The sequence below is a fragment of the Paenibacillus lupini genome (genome assembly GCF_011761355.1).
GTDB lineage: Bacteria > Bacillota > Bacilli > Paenibacillales > Paenibacillaceae > Pristimantibacillus > Pristimantibacillus lupini.
Genome location: NZ_JAASRW010000005.1, coordinates 164476 through 181151 on the forward strand (window position 1 = coordinate 164476; position 16676 = coordinate 181151).

17 protein-coding genes are annotated in these 16676 nt (G+C 46.4%); 12 read left to right on the forward strand and 5 right to left on the reverse strand.

Features of this window, described 5'->3' with window-relative positions; translation table 11 throughout:
- The first annotated feature begins 282 nt into the window (after window positions 1-282).
- The 9 genes from FHS17_RS17330 (at window position 283) to FHS17_RS17370 (ending at window position 9152) form a co-directional block, all read left to right on the forward strand.
- Window positions 283-873, forward strand: coding sequence for a hydrolase (locus FHS17_RS17330; protein ID WP_208420458.1), 591 nt, complete (start codon window positions 283-285; stop codon window positions 871-873).
- A gap of 73 nt (window positions 874-946) precedes the next feature.
- Window positions 947-1114, forward strand: a complete 168-nt coding sequence (locus FHS17_RS17335; protein ID WP_167279693.1) for a hypothetical protein — start codon at window positions 947-949, stop codon at window positions 1112-1114.
- A 400-nt stretch (window positions 1115-1514) separates the two neighbouring features.
- Window positions 1515-1700 carry a hypothetical protein gene (locus tag FHS17_RS17340; protein WP_167279694.1) on the forward strand — a complete coding sequence of 62 codons (186 nt, stop codon included), beginning with the start codon at window positions 1515-1517 and terminating at the stop codon, window positions 1698-1700.
- A gap of 3 nt (window positions 1701-1703) precedes the next feature.
- Complete coding sequence (locus FHS17_RS17345; protein ID WP_167279695.1) at window positions 1704-1862, forward strand: hypothetical protein; 159 nt, start codon at window positions 1704-1706, stop codon at window positions 1860-1862.
- Between the two features lie 128 nt (window positions 1863-1990).
- Window positions 1991-2890, forward strand: coding sequence for a LysR substrate-binding domain-containing protein (locus FHS17_RS17350; RefSeq protein ID WP_167279696.1), 900 nt, complete (start codon window positions 1991-1993; stop codon window positions 2888-2890).
- Window positions 2875-3738, forward strand: a complete 864-nt coding sequence (locus tag FHS17_RS17355; RefSeq protein WP_167279697.1) for a LysR family transcriptional regulator — start codon at window positions 2875-2877, stop codon at window positions 3736-3738. Before FHS17_RS17350 ends, FHS17_RS17355 begins: the two co-directional genes overlap by 16 nt.
- 253 nt (window positions 3739-3991) lie before the next feature.
- Window positions 3992-5662 carry an extracellular solute-binding protein gene (locus FHS17_RS17360; protein WP_243865410.1) on the forward strand — a complete coding sequence of 557 codons (1671 nt, stop codon included), beginning with the start codon at window positions 3992-3994 and terminating at the stop codon, window positions 5660-5662.
- Between the two features lie 35 nt (window positions 5663-5697).
- Window positions 5698-7587: a sensor histidine kinase gene (locus FHS17_RS17365; RefSeq protein ID WP_167279698.1), complete on the forward strand. Its 1890-nt coding sequence runs from the start codon at window positions 5698-5700 to the stop codon at window positions 7585-7587.
- 8 nt (window positions 7588-7595) lie between these two features.
- Window positions 7596-9152, forward strand: coding sequence for a response regulator (locus tag FHS17_RS17370; RefSeq protein ID WP_167279699.1), 1557 nt, complete (start codon window positions 7596-7598; stop codon window positions 9150-9152).
- Between the two features lie 149 nt (window positions 9153-9301).
- On the opposite strand, the gene FHS17_RS17375 is transcribed toward FHS17_RS17370, so the two are convergent.
- Entirely contained in the window at window positions 9302-10141 is an 840-nt protein-coding gene (locus FHS17_RS17375) for an alpha/beta fold hydrolase (RefSeq protein WP_167279700.1), read from the reverse strand.
- A 33-nt stretch (window positions 10142-10174) separates the two neighbouring features.
- Window positions 10175-10813 carry a hydrolase gene (locus FHS17_RS17380; RefSeq protein ID WP_167279701.1) on the reverse strand — a complete coding sequence of 213 codons (639 nt, stop codon included), beginning with the start codon at window positions 10811-10813 and terminating at the stop codon, window positions 10175-10177.
- 295 nt (window positions 10814-11108) lie between these two features.
- Here FHS17_RS17380 and FHS17_RS17385 point away from each other — a divergent pair, with 295 nt between their 5' ends.
- Genes FHS17_RS17385 through FHS17_RS17395 form a run of 3 tightly spaced genes read left to right on the forward strand, consistent with a single transcriptional unit; the run spans window position 11109 to window position 13374 of the window.
- The gene (locus FHS17_RS17385; RefSeq protein WP_243865411.1) at window positions 11109-11297 is read left to right on the forward strand and encodes a XapX domain-containing protein; all 189 of its coding nucleotides are present in this window, start codon (window positions 11109-11111) and stop codon (window positions 11295-11297) included.
- Window positions 11298-11321: 24 nt separating this feature from the next.
- The gene (locus FHS17_RS17390) at window positions 11322-13151 is read left to right on the forward strand and encodes an amidohydrolase (RefSeq protein ID WP_167279702.1); all 1830 of its coding nucleotides are present in this window, start codon (window positions 11322-11324) and stop codon (window positions 13149-13151) included.
- 28 nt (window positions 13152-13179) lie between these two features.
- The gene (locus tag FHS17_RS17395; RefSeq protein WP_152395379.1) at window positions 13180-13374 is read left to right on the forward strand and encodes a CDGSH iron-sulfur domain-containing protein; all 195 of its coding nucleotides are present in this window, start codon (window positions 13180-13182) and stop codon (window positions 13372-13374) included.
- A gap of 105 nt (window positions 13375-13479) precedes the next feature.
- Here the strand turns inward: FHS17_RS17395 and purF are convergent, their stop codons facing one another.
- The 3 genes from purF to FHS17_RS17410 form a co-directional block, all read right to left on the reverse strand.
- The gene (gene purF, locus FHS17_RS17400; protein WP_167279703.1) at window positions 13480-14958 is read right to left on the reverse strand and encodes an amidophosphoribosyltransferase; all 1479 of its coding nucleotides are present in this window, start codon (window positions 14956-14958) and stop codon (window positions 13480-13482) included.
- A gap of 121 nt (window positions 14959-15079) precedes the next feature.
- Entirely contained in the window at window positions 15080-15694 is a 615-nt protein-coding gene (locus FHS17_RS17405; protein ID WP_341805864.1) for an alpha/beta hydrolase, read from the reverse strand.
- A complete protein-coding gene (locus FHS17_RS17410; RefSeq protein WP_167279705.1) occupies window positions 15691-16638 on the reverse strand; it encodes a ring-cleaving dioxygenase in 948 nt (315 codons plus the stop codon). The genes FHS17_RS17405 and FHS17_RS17410 overlap by 4 nt, the downstream gene beginning before the upstream one ends.
- Window positions 16639-16676 lie beyond the last annotated feature (38 nt).

A 16676-nucleotide genomic window follows, 5' to 3' on the forward strand; every position in this document is an offset into this window, starting at 1 on the left:
GTTTTGATGTCAGGAACGGTTACGAAGTTTACATGGTAATAGACGCTTCGGCCGAGACACACTGTTCTACAATTTTAAAGATAAAGGGAGATAATAATCATGAAAAAATTACTAACAAGCCGCGTAACAACTCTTGCACTTTTAACTGCTTTCGTATCGGCTAGCGCATTCGGATCAATTCTTGTTGCCAAAACAGAGAGAGTTGACGCTAGTTCAACTGCCATTCAAGCCAAGGCAGTTCCGTCTCCTAGATTGTTGACGCCAACGAACCATACCTTGCTCATGATCGACCATCAACCGCAAATGGCATTTGCTACATCATCTATTGATATTCAGGAATTGCGGAATAACGTGACCGGACTTGCCAAAGCAGCTAAATCTTTCAAGGTGCCGACCGTTCTGACTACTGTTGCTTCAGAGTCGTTCAGCGGACCGATTTTCCCGGAAATTCAAGCAGTTTTCCCAGACCAGAAACCAATTGACCGCACAACGATGAATGCTTGGGAAGATAAACGAGTTGTTGATAAAGTAAACAGCTATGGCAAGAAAAAGCTTGTCGTTTCTGGTCTGTGGACAGAGGTTTGCGATTTATCTGCTGTGCTTTCCGCGATCGATCAAGGATATGAAGTATACATTGTAACCGATACATCGGGCGGTGTCTCAAAAGAAGCGCACGATATGGCCATTGAGCGAATGATTCAAGCGGGCGCGGCACCAATCACTTGGGAACAGTACTTACTGGAACTACAACGCGACTGGGCACGTTCTGAAACGTACAAATCGACAACAGATATTGCTAAAGAACACGGCGGCGCATATGGTCTAGGTGTTATTTACTCGCAAGAAATGTTCGGCGGCAGTGAGGGACACTAATCCATAGCAGAAAAAATTCACGAAGTAAGCAATACTTCGTGAATTTTTTTATAACTGGAAAGGAAGTAGAATAGTGACACTATTCCAAGTAAATGAATGGCTGGACGAATACAATTACTATATGCTGCTCTATGAAATGTTCGGTGATCAAACCTATTTAAAAGAAGGGGAAGAAATAATGAGGAGCATGGAAAAATATGTGGGCAGAATGCTAATTCTTGAAAAATTTAAACATGCCTGATAGGAGTCAAGGTTCACTTAGAACGATAGTTGAATTAACCGCCAACGTGATTTTGCCATTCCCCGTCTTGCCATTGCTACTATTAATATTCGCTATATGCGCTAATGTCCTTGGGCTAACGAGTGTTCCAATTCCGCGATAGAGAAGCGGCTCCTTCATAGTTTCAAACCACAAATAGAGCCCCCAACACACCAACCCTAAAATCTAGAAACCCTCACCTGAAATCTAGCGGATATATTATATGACCGGTTCTTTTATATAATATTTACAAAGCCCTGCAATTAATACGATACGTTCATCACTATCACGGAAGCACCAAGAAAAGTAACGGCTAATACTAGATAGTGCATTGGTGCTTCCAATCTATATTTTTTGCTGATTTGAGAAACGGGGGATCTCTATGCCAAGAACGAGAATCAAGAGCCGCAACGAGAAGGATATGCCGGCGATTAATAAGCTTATGCATGACTATGATAACCTTATGGCGGCGTATCGTTTACAGAATCAAGAGGTACAGCGGTTGTACGCCGAATTTCGCAGGTTGAATAAGCAGCTGGAAGCAAAAGAAACTTCAAAGGATGATTAATCAGTGAAAGCGACGATGTACGGCATTGAGATTGAAGGCACGCCAATGGAAATAGCGGAATTGAAAATGCGAATTGAAACTTGTCTCAAAATGCAAACACTCGTGATGAATCCGAGTCCATTACAGGCACCTCCTTGGACAACTGCTCTCTCGGAAGAGTAGGGTATAGGGAAAGAGGGACGGGGGTGGCACAGCTCACCGCAGCTGTCCTTCCACTTCTCTCGCTCGCTGCGGTTCAGAAAGATGAACGAACTGAACTTCTAATCTGGATTAACTAAGGGGGATACACTGTGGAATTGCGCCAGCTTGAATATTTTATTCATGTTTGCCAATCAGGAAGTTTGACCAAAGCCAAAGAAGAATTAGGTGTGACTCAGCCTACACTAAGTCAGCAGATTCGGGTTTTGGAAGATGAGTATAATATTCAATTGTTCAATCGGGTGAGTAGAGGAGTTGAAGTAACGGAAGCAGGGGAAATTCTCTTAAATAAGGGCAACGCTATTATGAATCTTCTTGAGGAGGCACGTAACGAAATAAATGGCCGAAACAATAAATCTAGAGAAACTATCTCTATTGGGTGTTGTCCTGCTGAGCTTGAATATCTTGCTCCTTACTTCATAAGATTTCATCAAAAATACCCGAATATTTTATTGAAAATAATCGATGCAGAGGATGTGGAGAATAAAGTATTGAAACATGAGGTAGACATTGGAATTACGGCATATCCGGTTTCTGCACCTTCGGTCATTTCGACTCATTTGTATAGACAAGAAATGGTGCTATTAATTCACTCAGAACATCCTCTGGCCGATAAATCATTGATTCCTTTTCGATCTTTGAGGCAAATGAAATCAATCATGTTCCTAGAAAAAAACAAATCATTAATTGATATATATTGTTTCTCTTGTGGATTTAACTTGAAATCGACAATAGAAACGTCTTCTACTTCAGTATTGATTCATTGGGTTCGTCAAGGACTTGGGGCAGCTCTAATACCAGCATCCTCGCTGGAAAGTCTAAGGGACGATTCGTTGCGTATTGTCAAATTAGAAGGCCATATTCCTTGCTGGGATATATCTCTTTTACATCTTAATTCCGTTACTACGAGTTTAACGTCACGAATATTCATGCAAGAGATGGAATCATATGTAAGTGAGGTTGAGGTGAATCTTTCATGTTCAGGCAATTAGAATGTTTCATTCAAATTTGCAAAGAAGGAAGTTTTACTAAGGCTGCAGAGGTTTTATTGATGTCTCAACCTTCTTTAAGTCAACAGATCCGCTTTCTAGAGGTAGAAGTGGGAAGCCCTTTGTTTGAGAGAGTTGGTAGAGGGGTAAAGATTACAGCTGACGGGGAAATACTTTATGAAAAGGCCCGTTCAGTGATGAGGCTCATTGAAGAATCAAAAAAAGAAACTTACGAGTTACGTTATTCTCGGGCAAATAGACTTTCGATAGGCATTTCGCCAATGGATTTTTTTTCTTTCATACCCCGCTTTTTGAAGTTCCATGAACAGTGTCCTGACATTACATTAAAATTTTCGAGTGTAGAAAATACATCACAGCAATTATTGAATAGTAGTATCGATATTGGCATTACTGACAAATATACTCCAAACAAAGAAATTCATTCGATGCACCTATATAAAGAAGAACAAGCATTGGTCGTTTATGCGGATCATCCATGGGCAGATCGAACCGTTGTTTCTTTTCAAGAGCTGGAAGATTTAGAATCTTCCTTATTTGTTGGGGATATAAGCTTAATCGAGCACCTCCATACATTCAGCGATAAAATCGCTAAATCCTTACAATCAAAGTTTGAGTCAACTTCCACGGCTATTCTTCTTTCTATGGTACTGCAAAAGATGGGGGTAGCTATCTTATCTGCTTCTTTAATTGAAAGTTTTTCCGGTCAGCAATTGAAAATGATTCGTCTCGTGAATCCAACACCAATTCGTGAGATAAAGCTTGTTTTTAAAAAGTATCATGACAATAATCCTTCTGTTCAGAAATGTATCAACTTTTTTCTAGAAGTATAAAAATTTAAAGACTACAGCAAGCGAGCCAAGACGAAGGGGATTTCCTTGTCGTGCTCGCTTATTCGAGTTGGCGGCGTAGGGAAAAATAGTATCCCTACCTGAAATGTAAGCCTTTTCCTTCCCTTTGCTTGCTATAACCTTTATACTAGCAGTAAATTGAGGCCTCTGGACAGTGTTCCCCTGTTTGTTTGTGTTAACATATTACATTAATAGGATATTAAGTTTACTGCTCACAGCCGAAGGAGAATTAAGAATGTATAAAATGCGTAAATCAGCAATGCTGTTACTAGCACTGATGATGTGTTGGACGTTAGCGGCTTGTTCTGGGAACACTGGTACATCGAGCAATGGCAAGCCTAAGGAGGCAGATGCTTCTCAAACGAAGGCTTCTCCGGATGAGCCTGCCTGGAAGCTGGACACGACACCAATTACGTTTGACTGGTATATCAATTTCGATTGGTTCACAAGCAAGTGGGGAGGAAACATCGTTTCCGATTATATAACGAAGAAGACGGGCGTCAGCTTGAACTTTATCGTGCCTGCTGGTGACGCCGGCGAGAAGCTCAACACGATGATGGCTGCAAAGTCGCTCCCTGATTTCATTACGCTAGGCTCGTACGAGGATTCCGCACTGAAGATGATTAATGGAGATATGGTGCTTCCATTGAATGAACTAGCGGATCAGTATGATCCTTATTTCTTTAAAGTCGCTGACCCCACGAAGCTTAGCTGGTATACGCAGGCTGACGGCAATGTGTATAGCTATCCGAACGCCTCTTCTTCTCCTGAGGATTATCGAAAATATGGTGAGCTTTTTACGTCTAATCAAACCTTTCTAGTTCGGAAAGACATGTATGAAGCACTTGGAAAGCCGGATATGAGCACGCCCGAAGGGTTTCTCGACGCTCTGAGAGCAGCGAAGAAGCAGTTTCCCGAAATAGACGGCAAGCCACTCATTCCCATTGGCTTGCACGAATTTACGGAAACAGGCAACTATTCGCTGGAGGAGTATCTTCAGAACTTCCTAGCTATTCCACAGCAGAAAAACGGCAAACTATACGATCGTCGAAGTGATCCAACTTATCTAAAATGGCTGAAGGTATTCCGCCAAGCGAATGAGGACGGGCTGATACCGACAGATGTCTATATTGATGAAAAACGACTGGAAAAGGATGAGAAAATATCGCAGGGTCGCTATTTTGCTATGCTGTATCAGTGGTCTGATTTTACTGAAATTAACCAAGATTTGTATCAGAAGGACCCGAATAAGGTGTATATCGCGATTGATGGCCCTGCAAATGATGCGCATGATGCGCCAACACTTGGAGGAAATGGTGTCTCTGGTTGGACGGTGACGCTTATCTCGAAGAACGTCAAGGATAAGAAGAGAGCAATTGCCTTTCTCAGCTATTTGCTCAGCGAAGAAGGAAACAAAGATCTATTCTTAGGAGAGAAGGGGGTCACCTACGATACGATTGACGGCAAAGACCAGTTGCTGCCGGAAGTCAGGCATCTGCTCAATACCGACCGCCAAGCGTTCGATAGCAAATATGGCGGTTCTTACTTATATTGGATGCTTATGGATACGAACTTAAATCTAGCTTGGATGGAGGGTATGGATGCTGAGCCAGCCAAACAAATTAGAGATTGGACGAAGGGCAAGACGATCAGTATGAGCGAGTTTGAAAATCTCGACCCTGATCCGACGACGAAGGAAGGTATTGCGGAAGGAAAAAACACACGGCTCTGGGCAGAGACGCTGCCGAAGCTGCTAATGTCGGGATCAGATTCTGAATTCGATAAGCTGTTCGCCGAATTTATGAACACCATTACCAAGGAGCCTGAGTATGAAGCTATTTTAGCTAGCCGCCAAGCAACTTATGAAAGAAATGTTCAGAAGCTGAAGTTGTCGCTCAATCAATAGTTCCACAGAGGACGCAGCAGGATGTGAGACAGGGGATGGGATTAGCAGCAATCAGACATTGGTTATTGGGGATACGTACATTTACATTAAAGCTTTCGCTCCAAGTCAAATTGATTCTGTCATTTGTATTCGTTATCTTTATACCGGTTGTTCTATTTTCCTGGTATACACTTGATGAAGAGTCCGCTAAGGCAATGAAAGAATTGAAGAAGAATAGCGAGAATGTGCTGGCGGTCGAGAAGATAAATATTGAGAATAACATTGAGCTGATGGGATGGACCGGTCAACTTGCGTTATCCAATCGGGAAATGAACAATTATCTACAAATTGAACAACTTCAGGATGCAGCGCGTGTTCTTTACATTAAGAAAGATGTGGTCAACAGCTTTCAATATTTTCTGTTCAACAATCCACGAATTACGAATGTCCGGTTGTTCACGGACAATCAGTATGTGTATGAGATTTGGCCAGTCATCCTACAGGAATCTCGTATACAGGACAAGCCTTGGCATGATGCGGTGATGAAGCAGGACGGTTTGCCCTGGTGGGAGATACAGGAGAGCGTTGGCCTCACTGGAGTGCCATCTGAACAATCGCCCAACGAGCCCTTCATGACGTACTTGCAGGAATTCAAATATCCGGACAACAGAACACATAACGGAATTTTAGAGATTTCAATGAAACTGTCGGACTTTTTCTCTCAAACGTTCAGTAGTGTGCAGGACATGAACTCCCAGCTGATTGTAGTAGCAAGGAGCGGACAAGTTTTTAGCTTGAAGGCTTCGCCTGTGTTTGAGCAACACAGCGCGGAGGAATTGATGAATAACGTGAAGCTGACGAATAATCCAGAATACGAGACGGTACAGCTAAAGGTTAACGGACATTCCTACTTGGCATTTCAGAGCTACATTCCATCTATCGACGTACATCTGGTCAATATGGTTAGTCTTGCGGACACGAAGGAAGGCATTAACCATTCGAGAGTTCGTTATATTGTGCTCATTTCGTTATTAGTGGCCTTTCTCGTACTGCTGTCTTACTCGATGCAGGCTATGATTTTACGCAGGCTTAAGGTGTTAAGAGAATCGATACAACAGGTGAGAAGCGGTAACTTCAACGTCGAGCTGCCGCCAATTACTGGTACTGATGAGGTAGGAGAGCTGGGCTTGCACTACAGTAGGCTCATTCTGAAGATTAACGAGCTCATTCAAGAACAGGCAACTAGGCAAGCGGCAGGCAAAGAAGCCGAGCTTCGGGCGCTAAAGAACCAAATAGATTCCCATTTCCTCTACAATACGCTGGAGAACGTCAAGATGCTGGCGGAGATTGAAGGGCAGTACCTTATATCGGATATAATGACCTCGTTAGGCGGTATGATGCGGTATTCGATGGAATGGAAACGGGAACATGTGCTGCTCAGCGATGAGATTCAGCAAGTCAAGAATTATGTATCTGTTATGAATATCCGTTATGATGGAAGACTTGATCTAAGGTTGTCGATTGCATCGGAATGCCTTGAGCAGGAATCGCTCAAAATGTCACTGCAGCCGGCAGTCGAGAATGCAATTAAACATGGGATGAGCCGCATGCATTCCAGTGATGGAAATCTTGTCATTACAATCTCTGCCGTCCGGCGTGATCAAGCTTGTGTCATAGAGATTACGGACAGTGGCTGCGGCATACCGGAAGAGAAACTAGGCTTATTGAATCGAATGCTTCGAATGGAAGACTCCGCTTACCAGGATGTCCGGCAATTATTCGTTCGCAAGCATAATCAGGACAGCAATGGGATTGGTCTGCGTAATGTGGACCAACGCTTAGTGATGAGCTATGGGACAGAATATGGGATTCAGATTGAGAGTCAGGAAGGAAGCTATACACGCATAATCATGACTTTACCGTATCGGGTCATGGAGGGAGATTAGAAGCATTTATGATTAGCTTGCTGATCGTCGACGACGAGAAGATCATTCGAAGGGGCTTGGAATCGGTAATTGAGAGGCAGTTTCCTAATCTGTTCAACTACCGATTTGCAGAGAATGGACAAGAGGCACTGGAGCTGCTTAGCCAGGAGCCTGCAGATATAATGTTCACAGATATAAGAATGCCAATTATGGATGGGATCGAACTACTCGAGCAACTGCAAGAGCATTCCGTAAGGCCCGAGATTGTACTGCTGTCTGGCTATAATCAGTTTGTATATGCTCAGAAAGCGATTCGTTATGCCGTGAAGGATTATCTCGTGAAGCCTGTGATACGGGAGGAGTTGTTTGCCGTCCTGGAGCGAATGATGCATGACATAAGGACGAGAGAAGAGCTAGCAGACACGGCAGCCGAAGATGCCAGCTTTGTTGCTTCCGAGCTAATTACTCAGCATTTGACTCAGAAGGATATTGGTGATGCGGTAACACAGAATAAGCTGAAGCAGGCCGGCTTTAGCTTATTGGATGATAGATATACGCTGGGCTTTCTTACGCGGCGCGGTGGAGGATCAGAGCCTAGCAGTATGGATGCTGCTTCTTTCAGGAATCAAATCGCTGAGTTGTTACAAGAGGATACGGATTGGATGCTCACCCGTGATGGAGAAGGCGGAACGATTATGATCGTACGAGATCCGGTTATGTTCTACCAGCTATCGGAACGGTGGGGGGTCAGTGTATATGATTCGCAGCTGCGAATCGCGATCAGCAAGTCTGTTCAAGGGATAGAGCAGATAAGGTGGGCATACAGCCAAGCGAAGCAAACCTTGAAATACAGTATTGTGCTTCCTGAACTCCATGTGTTGGACTACACCAGCATAAATGAGCGCAATGAGCGGCATGTCGTTCCTGTTGAGTCCATTCAAAGAATATTGAATCTCATGGGAATGGGACGCGGTGATGAAATCAAACAACTTCTCGCTCAAATCCTCGATATTCGCATTATTAGAAGCAGTGAGATCGGTTATCTGGAACGTATTAGCCAACTGCTCAACGAAGAGCTGTTCGACAAGTTGTTCCGCATCTACGGGCATAAGATACTTGGCCTTTTAAGGACGTACGCCTGTGTTGGTCACATCGGAAACTTCGAGCGGTTTGAAGACTATTACATAGCTGTCGAGCAGCTTCTCGATAGTCTGGATAGGTTCATCCAAGATCGGAGAGAGCAAGTTCCGACGGAACAAAACACGATGCAAAAAGTGCTCACCTACTTGCAGACGCATTATGCCGACGATTTGAACATGGCGGTCGTGTCCAACCATTTCTCACTTAATTACTCGTATTTCAGCCATGCCTTCCAAGAATATAGCGGTGAGAATTTCTCGAACTATGTTCGCCGGTTAAGACTGGACAAGGCGAAGGAGCTGTTGGTGCACTCCGATTTGAAGGTGTACGAAATCAGTGATCAGGTTGGATTCGAGAATGTGAAGCATTTTACGAGAATATTCAAGGATACCGTAGGCATCACAGCGCTGGAATTCCGAAGCCAGCGAAGGCGGTTTGAAACTTAACAAACAAATGACCCACAAGAGAGTCACCTTCTTAAGGTGTCATTCTTATGGGTCACATTTTACACATTTATTAACATTCCTCTATAATCCTTATGAAAAGCCTCGAAGGCGCTCTATATGAAGGAACTGATGATTCCGTGACTATTCATTTATTTGTTATTAAGGAAGTGAATTAAAGCGGTATTGAATTCTTCAGGGTGAGTCGCATTCAAACCATGAGGTCCACCTTCAATGACAACGAGTTGACTCCCCGCAACAGCTTCGTGGGAAAGTTGACCGCTTACCTCAAGTGTCACAATCGCATCGGAATCGCCATGGATAACAAGTAATGGGATATCAAATTTCGCCAAATCGTCACGGAAATCTGTTCGGCCAAAGGCATCAATACAATCCAGCGTCCCCTTTGGCGATGCATAAGAAGCGATATCAAGGTTGTAAGCACGGAAGGACTCGCTGACCAGATCGGTTCTATCCCCAGCTTTATAGAAATTGTGAGTGAAGCTGTCAAGGAAGGCGACACGATCCTTCTTCAAACCGTCTTGGAAGGCCTGAATGGTGGCCTCATCCAGACCGCCTTCCGGATGCTCGTCAGATTTATAAAAGAACGGAGGAACCGCTGCAGCGAGCACGGCTTTTTTGACACGGCTTGTTCCGTATGTGCCAATGTAACGGGCAACCTCCCCGCCACCCATCGAAAATCCGACCAGTGTTACATCCTTAAGGTCTAGATGTTTAATTAGCTTATGGAGATCCGTCGCAAATGTATCATAGTCGTAACCATTCCACGGTTGGGAGGATTGTCCGAATCCGCGGCGGTCATAGGTAATTACGCGGTAACCTGCTTCGATGAGGGCTGGAACTTGCCCTTCCCACGAGCGCCCGCTCAGTGGCCAGCCATGAATTAATATCACTGGTTTGCCTGCACCAAGATCCTCAAAGTACAATTCAATGGGTTGTCCGTTTTCTGTTCCAACTGTTAATTTAGCCATGCTTCATCATTCACTCCTCTGATAATTGTCTCTCTATCCCCCGTGGCCGCCAAACATCGCTTGGGCATAAACAAGACCCGCGCCATAGGCACCACCATGCTGCATAGCAATCTCCAAGACTGCGTCATACGTTTCTTGATGTGCCCAATCCCGTTGATACTCAAGAAGAACAGACATCCAAGTAACGGGAATTGCTCCCGCTTGTATCATGCGTTGCACGGCTATGTCATGTGCCTCCGTAGTAGTCCCGCCTGAAGCATCCGTTACAATGTATACTTCATATCCATCTTTAATGGCTGAAACTGTAGGAAAAGCAAGGCAAACTTCCGTCCAAAGTGCAGCCATGATCAGCTTTTTACGGCCTGTTTTCTTCACTGCTGCTAAGAAATTTTCATCTTCCCAAGAATTCATAGTTGTACGGTCAATTGGCTTCTGCTCTGGAAATACCTCTTGAATTTGCGGATGAAGCGGGCCTGAAAATGATTCCGCTGCTACAGTTGTAAGAATGACAGGCGCCTTGAAAACTTTGGCCGTCTTGGCCAATCCAACCGTATTGTTAATGATGGTTTGACGATCAGCACTTTGAACACCAAAGAGCATTTGTGGCTGGTGGTCTACAAGAATAATTGCAGAGTTATCAGACGTTAGCAAATCTGTTTTCGCGTTAAACATACTAAAATCCCTACCTTTTCCGGATATGATTACAACAGTTCAATAAATTGGAAATCCTGCTGCATGTACTCAGTCTATTGAAATGTAACCGTGCAAACAATTCTCAGTTTTCTATATGTTTCATAGGGAAAAGCTATATATATCAAAAGTTCTATAAATGATATCCATAAGTAAATCCTATGATTGTTATAGAGAAAGCCTTATTGCTAGTCAAAATGTTGACTCTTAGACTTAAGAACAGCAGGCATCTAGTAGGAACATAAAAATGATAAGAATTGAGGGAGGAGAGATAAGTATGGGTTCTATGGGTTTTGTGGGTTCTATGGCTCTGGCTCTTGCTGCAGGTATTGTAATTGGCGTTATTTTTCAATCGCTTAAGATCCCTTCGCCAGCACCGCCTTTTTTGGGACTACTTGGTCTTGCTGGTATGTTCTTGGGTCAGAGGTTGATACCCTGGATACAGCAATTGGTAAACAACAAATAAATAATCTAAAGGGAGAGTAGAGTCATGTCTAAGAAAACAATAGATGTTGAAGCCAATTTGGTCATTCACAATGCCGGTATAGTAACGATGGATGATTCAAATCCTACAGCAACAGCAGTTGCAATTAAGGATGGTCAATTCCTAGCTGTTGGAGATGATGCCGAAATCATGAAATATGTTGGATCATCGACTCAGGTTGTGAACGCAAATAAACGAATGTTAATACCAGGCTTGAACGATTCCCATATTCATCTCATTCGAGGTGGTCTTAATTATAATCTCGAGCTTCGTTGGGATGGAGTGCCGTCCGTAGCGGATGCATTGCGAATGTTGAAGAAACAAGTGGATCGTACACCAGCTCCTCATTGGGTCCGTGTTGTAGGCGGCTGGACAGAGTTCCAATTCATTGAACGCCGTATGCCCACTCTAGATGAAATTAATCGAATTGCACCAGACACACCCGTTTTTATCCTCAATCTTTACCGTCAAGCTTTTCTGAACAAAGCTGCCTTGCGAGTAATTGGCTATACAAAAGATACGCCGAACCCGCCAGGCGGAGAGATCCAAAGGGATAGTAAAGGTAATCCAACAGGAATGCTCATCGCAAGGCCTAATGCTACGATTTTGTATGCGACTTTAGCTAAAGGGCCAAAGCTCTCATACGAGGACCAATTAAACTCAACTCGACTATTTATGAGGGAATTGAATCGATTTGGAGTCACAAGCGTTATTGACGCCGGTGGGGGCTTTCAGAACTATCCCGATGATTATCAGGTGTTTGACGAACTTGATAAACGTGAAGAAATTACGGTTCGCACGGCGTACAATTTATTCACGCAGCATCCCAAGAATGAATTGAGTGACTTTAAAGCATGGACCGCTTCATCGCAGCCGTACACGGGCAGTTCCTATTATCGTCATAACGGTGCCGGTGAAATGCTTGTCTATAGTGCAGCAGACTTTGAAGATTTTGTAGAGCCTCGTCCAGAACTCCCGGCTGTACTTGAAGATGAACTATTTGAAGTTTCTAGGCACCTCGTTGAACAACGCTGGCCATTTCGTCTTCATGCAACCTATGGAGAGTCAATTACACGCTTCCTTGATGTATTTGAGCGCGTGAATAAAGAAGTGCCTTTCAAAGATCTGCGCTGGATTCTGGATCATGCCGAAACCATTCATGAGAAGGATTTGGAGCGGGTTGTGGAATTAGGCGGCTCGATCGCCGTTCAAAGCCGAATGGCTTTTCAAGGCGAGTATTTCGTCGAAAGATATGGCGCCAAAGCAGCAGAAAATGCTCCTCCGATAACCAAAATGCTTCAGCATGGATTGCGTGTCGGGGTAGGGACAGATGCGACAAGAGTAGCCAGTTATAATCCGTGGGTTGCCTTATACTGGTTAGTAACGGGTAAGACGTTAGGCGGGTTAAGCCTGTACCCTGAATCTAATCGCGTAGAGAGGCATGAAGCACTTCGCATGTATACGGCGGGGAATGCATGGTTTTCCAAAGAGGAAGATGTCAAAGGGCAAATTAAAGAGGGCCATTATGCTGATTTTTCGATTCTTTCCGATAATTTCTTACTTGTCCCCGAAGAAGCAATTAAAAAAATTGAATCGGTCTTCACGGTTGTAGGAGGCAAGATTGTCTACGGCACCAGCGAGTTTGAGTCTTTGTCGCCTCCAGCTCCGAAAGCCAGTCCTGACTGGTCTCCGCATAATGTCTTTGGCGGCTATTACAAGGAACCGCAATATGGAGGCGGATCAGGTGCCCATGCACCTAGTCAGGTCCATCTTCATCATAAGTGTAACCATCATCATGGCAGCGGTTTCTGTGACCTGGATTGCTTCGTCTTCTAAAAATTATTAAGGCAGGTGAGAGTGTATCATGTCCGATGTTACGATTAAAGTCAATGATAATGGACCATTAAGAATAACAGGTAAAGTAGAGATGGTGGACGCGCTGGGTAACCGTTTCGAGACAAAAGAGAGCTTTATTCTTTGTCGGTGCGGATTATCAAGTCAGAAGCCTTTCTGTGATTTGACTCACAAAGGTAAATTTGAAAGCGCACCACGTGCTTGATTGATAGAAAGGGCCGCCACATAAGTCATTAAACTGACTTTGGGGCGGCCTTATTTTAATAAATGAATTAATCCCTCTAAAAACGGTTTCACCGTGATCCAGCTCCTAGCAGCTGCAACTTTTCTCCGAATTCGGGTCGACCGGCGTCGGATAATCGTTATCGAAGCAAGCCATACACATGCCCCGATTGAATTTGCCGTCGTTGCCGCCGACCGCCTCGATAAAGCCTTCGTTGCTCAAGAAGTAGAGAGAATCCGCGTTGATCGCCAGACGGATTTCCTCCACGCTCTTCTGCGACGCGATCAGCTCCTTGCGGTCCGGCGTGTTGATGCCGTAGTAGCACGGGTTCTTGAACGGCGGCGACGTGATGTACACATGCACTTCCGTCGCGCCTGCTTCGCGAAGTAGGTTGACAATGCGCAGGGACGTCGTGCCGCGGACGATGGAGTCGTCGATCATGATGACGCGCTTGCCTTCCACCACTTTGCGGACTGCGGACAACTTCATCTTCACGCCCTTCTCGCGCAGCTCCTGAGAAGGCTGGATGAACGTCCGGCCCGTGTATTTGTTCTTAATCAGGCCAAGCTCATATGGAATCCCCGTCTGCTCAGCGTACCCGATCGCCGCGGAAATACTCGAATCCGGCACGCCGGTCACGATGTCCGCGTCGATGAACGCTTCAAGCGCCAACTGCCGCCCCATCCGTTTGCGCGCGGAGTGAAGGTTGATGCCATTGATGTCGCTGTCGGGACGGGCAAAATAAATATACTCCATCGCGCAGGTCGCGCGGCGCTCCAACCGTTCGAAACGGTCGACGCGCAGGCCGTCCTTGTCGAGAATGAGCAGCTCGCCCGGCTGGACGTCGCGCTCATAGATGGCACCGACGGTATCCAGCGCGCAGGTCTCCGACGCAAACACATAACCGTCGCCCATGCGGCCCATAACGAGCGGACGCAGGCCATGCGGATCGGAAGCGACTAGCAGTTTGTCGTTCGTCATGATAAGGAACGCGAATCCGCCGATAATGCGCTGCAGCGCGTCTTTCGCCGCGCTGACGAAATCCTTGTTCGAACGGGCGATCAGATGCGCGATGACTTCCGTATCGCTCGTCGTCTGGAAGATAGAGCCTTGGCTCTCCAGTTCCTTGCGGATGGAAGGCGCGTTCACGATGTTGCCGTTCGTTGCTACGCCGAGGTCGCCGTCGCGGTATTTGAAGAGGAGTGGCTGCGCGTTCGCCAGTCTGCTCTCGCCTGCGGTCGAATACCGAACATGCCCGATGACGCGGTCGCCTGGCAAGCATTCAAGCGTAGCCTGGTCAAATACTTCTTTGACCAGGCCCATGTTGCGGTGGTAGGAAAACTTGCCGGTCGCGGACTCCACAGTTGCCATCCCAGCGCTCTCTTCGCCCCGGTGCTGCAGCGCGTGAAGGCCGTAGTAGCCGAGCGAGCAAGCATTCGGCACATTAAACACGCCGAACACCCCGCACTCCTCACGCAATTTATCGAAAATATCGTCACGACCGATCCCTTCGTTATAATGATCGCCAGTCCACAGCTTCGGGAGCTGTTTTATTTCATCAGACATGGAATCGCATCCTTCCATAAATTCTCCAATTGTTCATCCGGCGCGTTGACGCCCTGTTTGCCGTAGATGTTGATTGTGGGTCCGTTGCCGCGTACGTTGCCGGAAATTCACCTCCCTATGCTCAAGATGGAAAGGCGGCTTTGAACCACTCTGCCGCTCGCTGAACCTCGGAAGACGACAACCGATGTCCGTTGCCTTCCCAATGGACCGTCACGGAAGCGCCAGCACCTTGCAGCAGATACGTCAGTTCCTCCGATTCGATGGCCGAGCAGATCGGATCGTTTGTACCGGCTCCGATGAAGATGGGCACGTTTGTCAAATCCGGAAGGGCAAGGCCGCGAAGGGGTACCATCGGGTGGTGAAGCACGGCGCCACGCAGCGCATCGGCATAGTGGAAAAGCAAACTTCCCGCAATGTTGGCGCCATTGGAATAGCCCGCAGCCACGACGTTGTCCCGGCTAAAGCCATAGGTTTCGGAAGCTTCGGCAATGAAATCGTATAATTCCTTCGTTCTGAACTTCAAATCTTCTTCATCGAAAATGCCTTCAGCAAGCCTTCGGAAGAACCGGGGCATCCTTTTCTCCAGGACGTTGCCCCGAACGCTCAGGACAGGCGAGGAGGGGGAGAGCAGCTGCGCCAGCGGCAGCAGATCATGTTCGGTACCGCCCGTGCCATGCAGAAGTAGCAGTACGGGCGCATTAGTATCAGTGCCGGGTTGAAAAAGATGTTTCATTATTCATCGCCCTCCAATACCCGAACTTCGATCGGGAACAGATTCTGTTCGATGATGCCGCGCTGCGGCTCATACCAAGCAGGAAGCATCAGGTTGCCTCCAAGCTCGTCGAATTCCTCATCGTGCTGGAATCCTGGCGCGTCTGTCGCGATTTCGAACAGGATGCCGCCGGCTTCGCGGAAATAGATCGCATTGAAGTATTGGCGGTCGATGATGTCGGTCGCATGAAAGCCGTTCTCTATGACGTGTTCGCGCCATTTTGCATGATCCTCATAGCTGGCTGCACGCCATGCAATATGATGGACGGTTCCCGCGCCGGCGACTCCCCTAGGCATAGGCTCGGCGTTGATGTCGATGACGTTGCCGAGATCGCCTGCCGCGCGGTAGCGGACGAGGCCGCTTTCTTCGCCGATTATCTCCAGGCCCATCACGCTCACGAGCGTGACTTGTGTTTGCGCGGGCTTTGTGCTGTACAGAATCGCGCCGCCGAAGCCTTTAATCGCTTTGCCTGCCGGCACGCCGCCGAACGACCATTGGCTTGGCGCGCCTTCTTCACGTTCGACGAGTTCCAGCTGAAGGCCGTCGCCGTCTTTGAACTGTAGGTAGGTTTCGCCGAAACGCGCAGTCCGTTCGAAGGCGACGCCGAATTTCGTCAGCCGCTCTTCCCAGAACGACAATGCGCCTACCGGCACGACAAACGTTGTGTAGCCGACTTGGCCGCCGCCCACCTGGCCGATCAGGGCCCCTTCGGAAGGGAAGAACGTCATGACAGTACCTGGACCGCCGATTTCATTGCCGAAGTACAGATGGTACACGTCAGGTGCGTCGAAATTGATCGTTTTCTTCACGAGCCGCAAACCGAGAAGGCCTGCGTAGAAATCTACGTTGTCCTGCGGATGGCGGACGAAAGAAGTGATGTGGTGAATGCCTGCTGTATGATAGTTCATTTGAAAACCCTCCTAGTTTTGATTATCGACAAGTCATG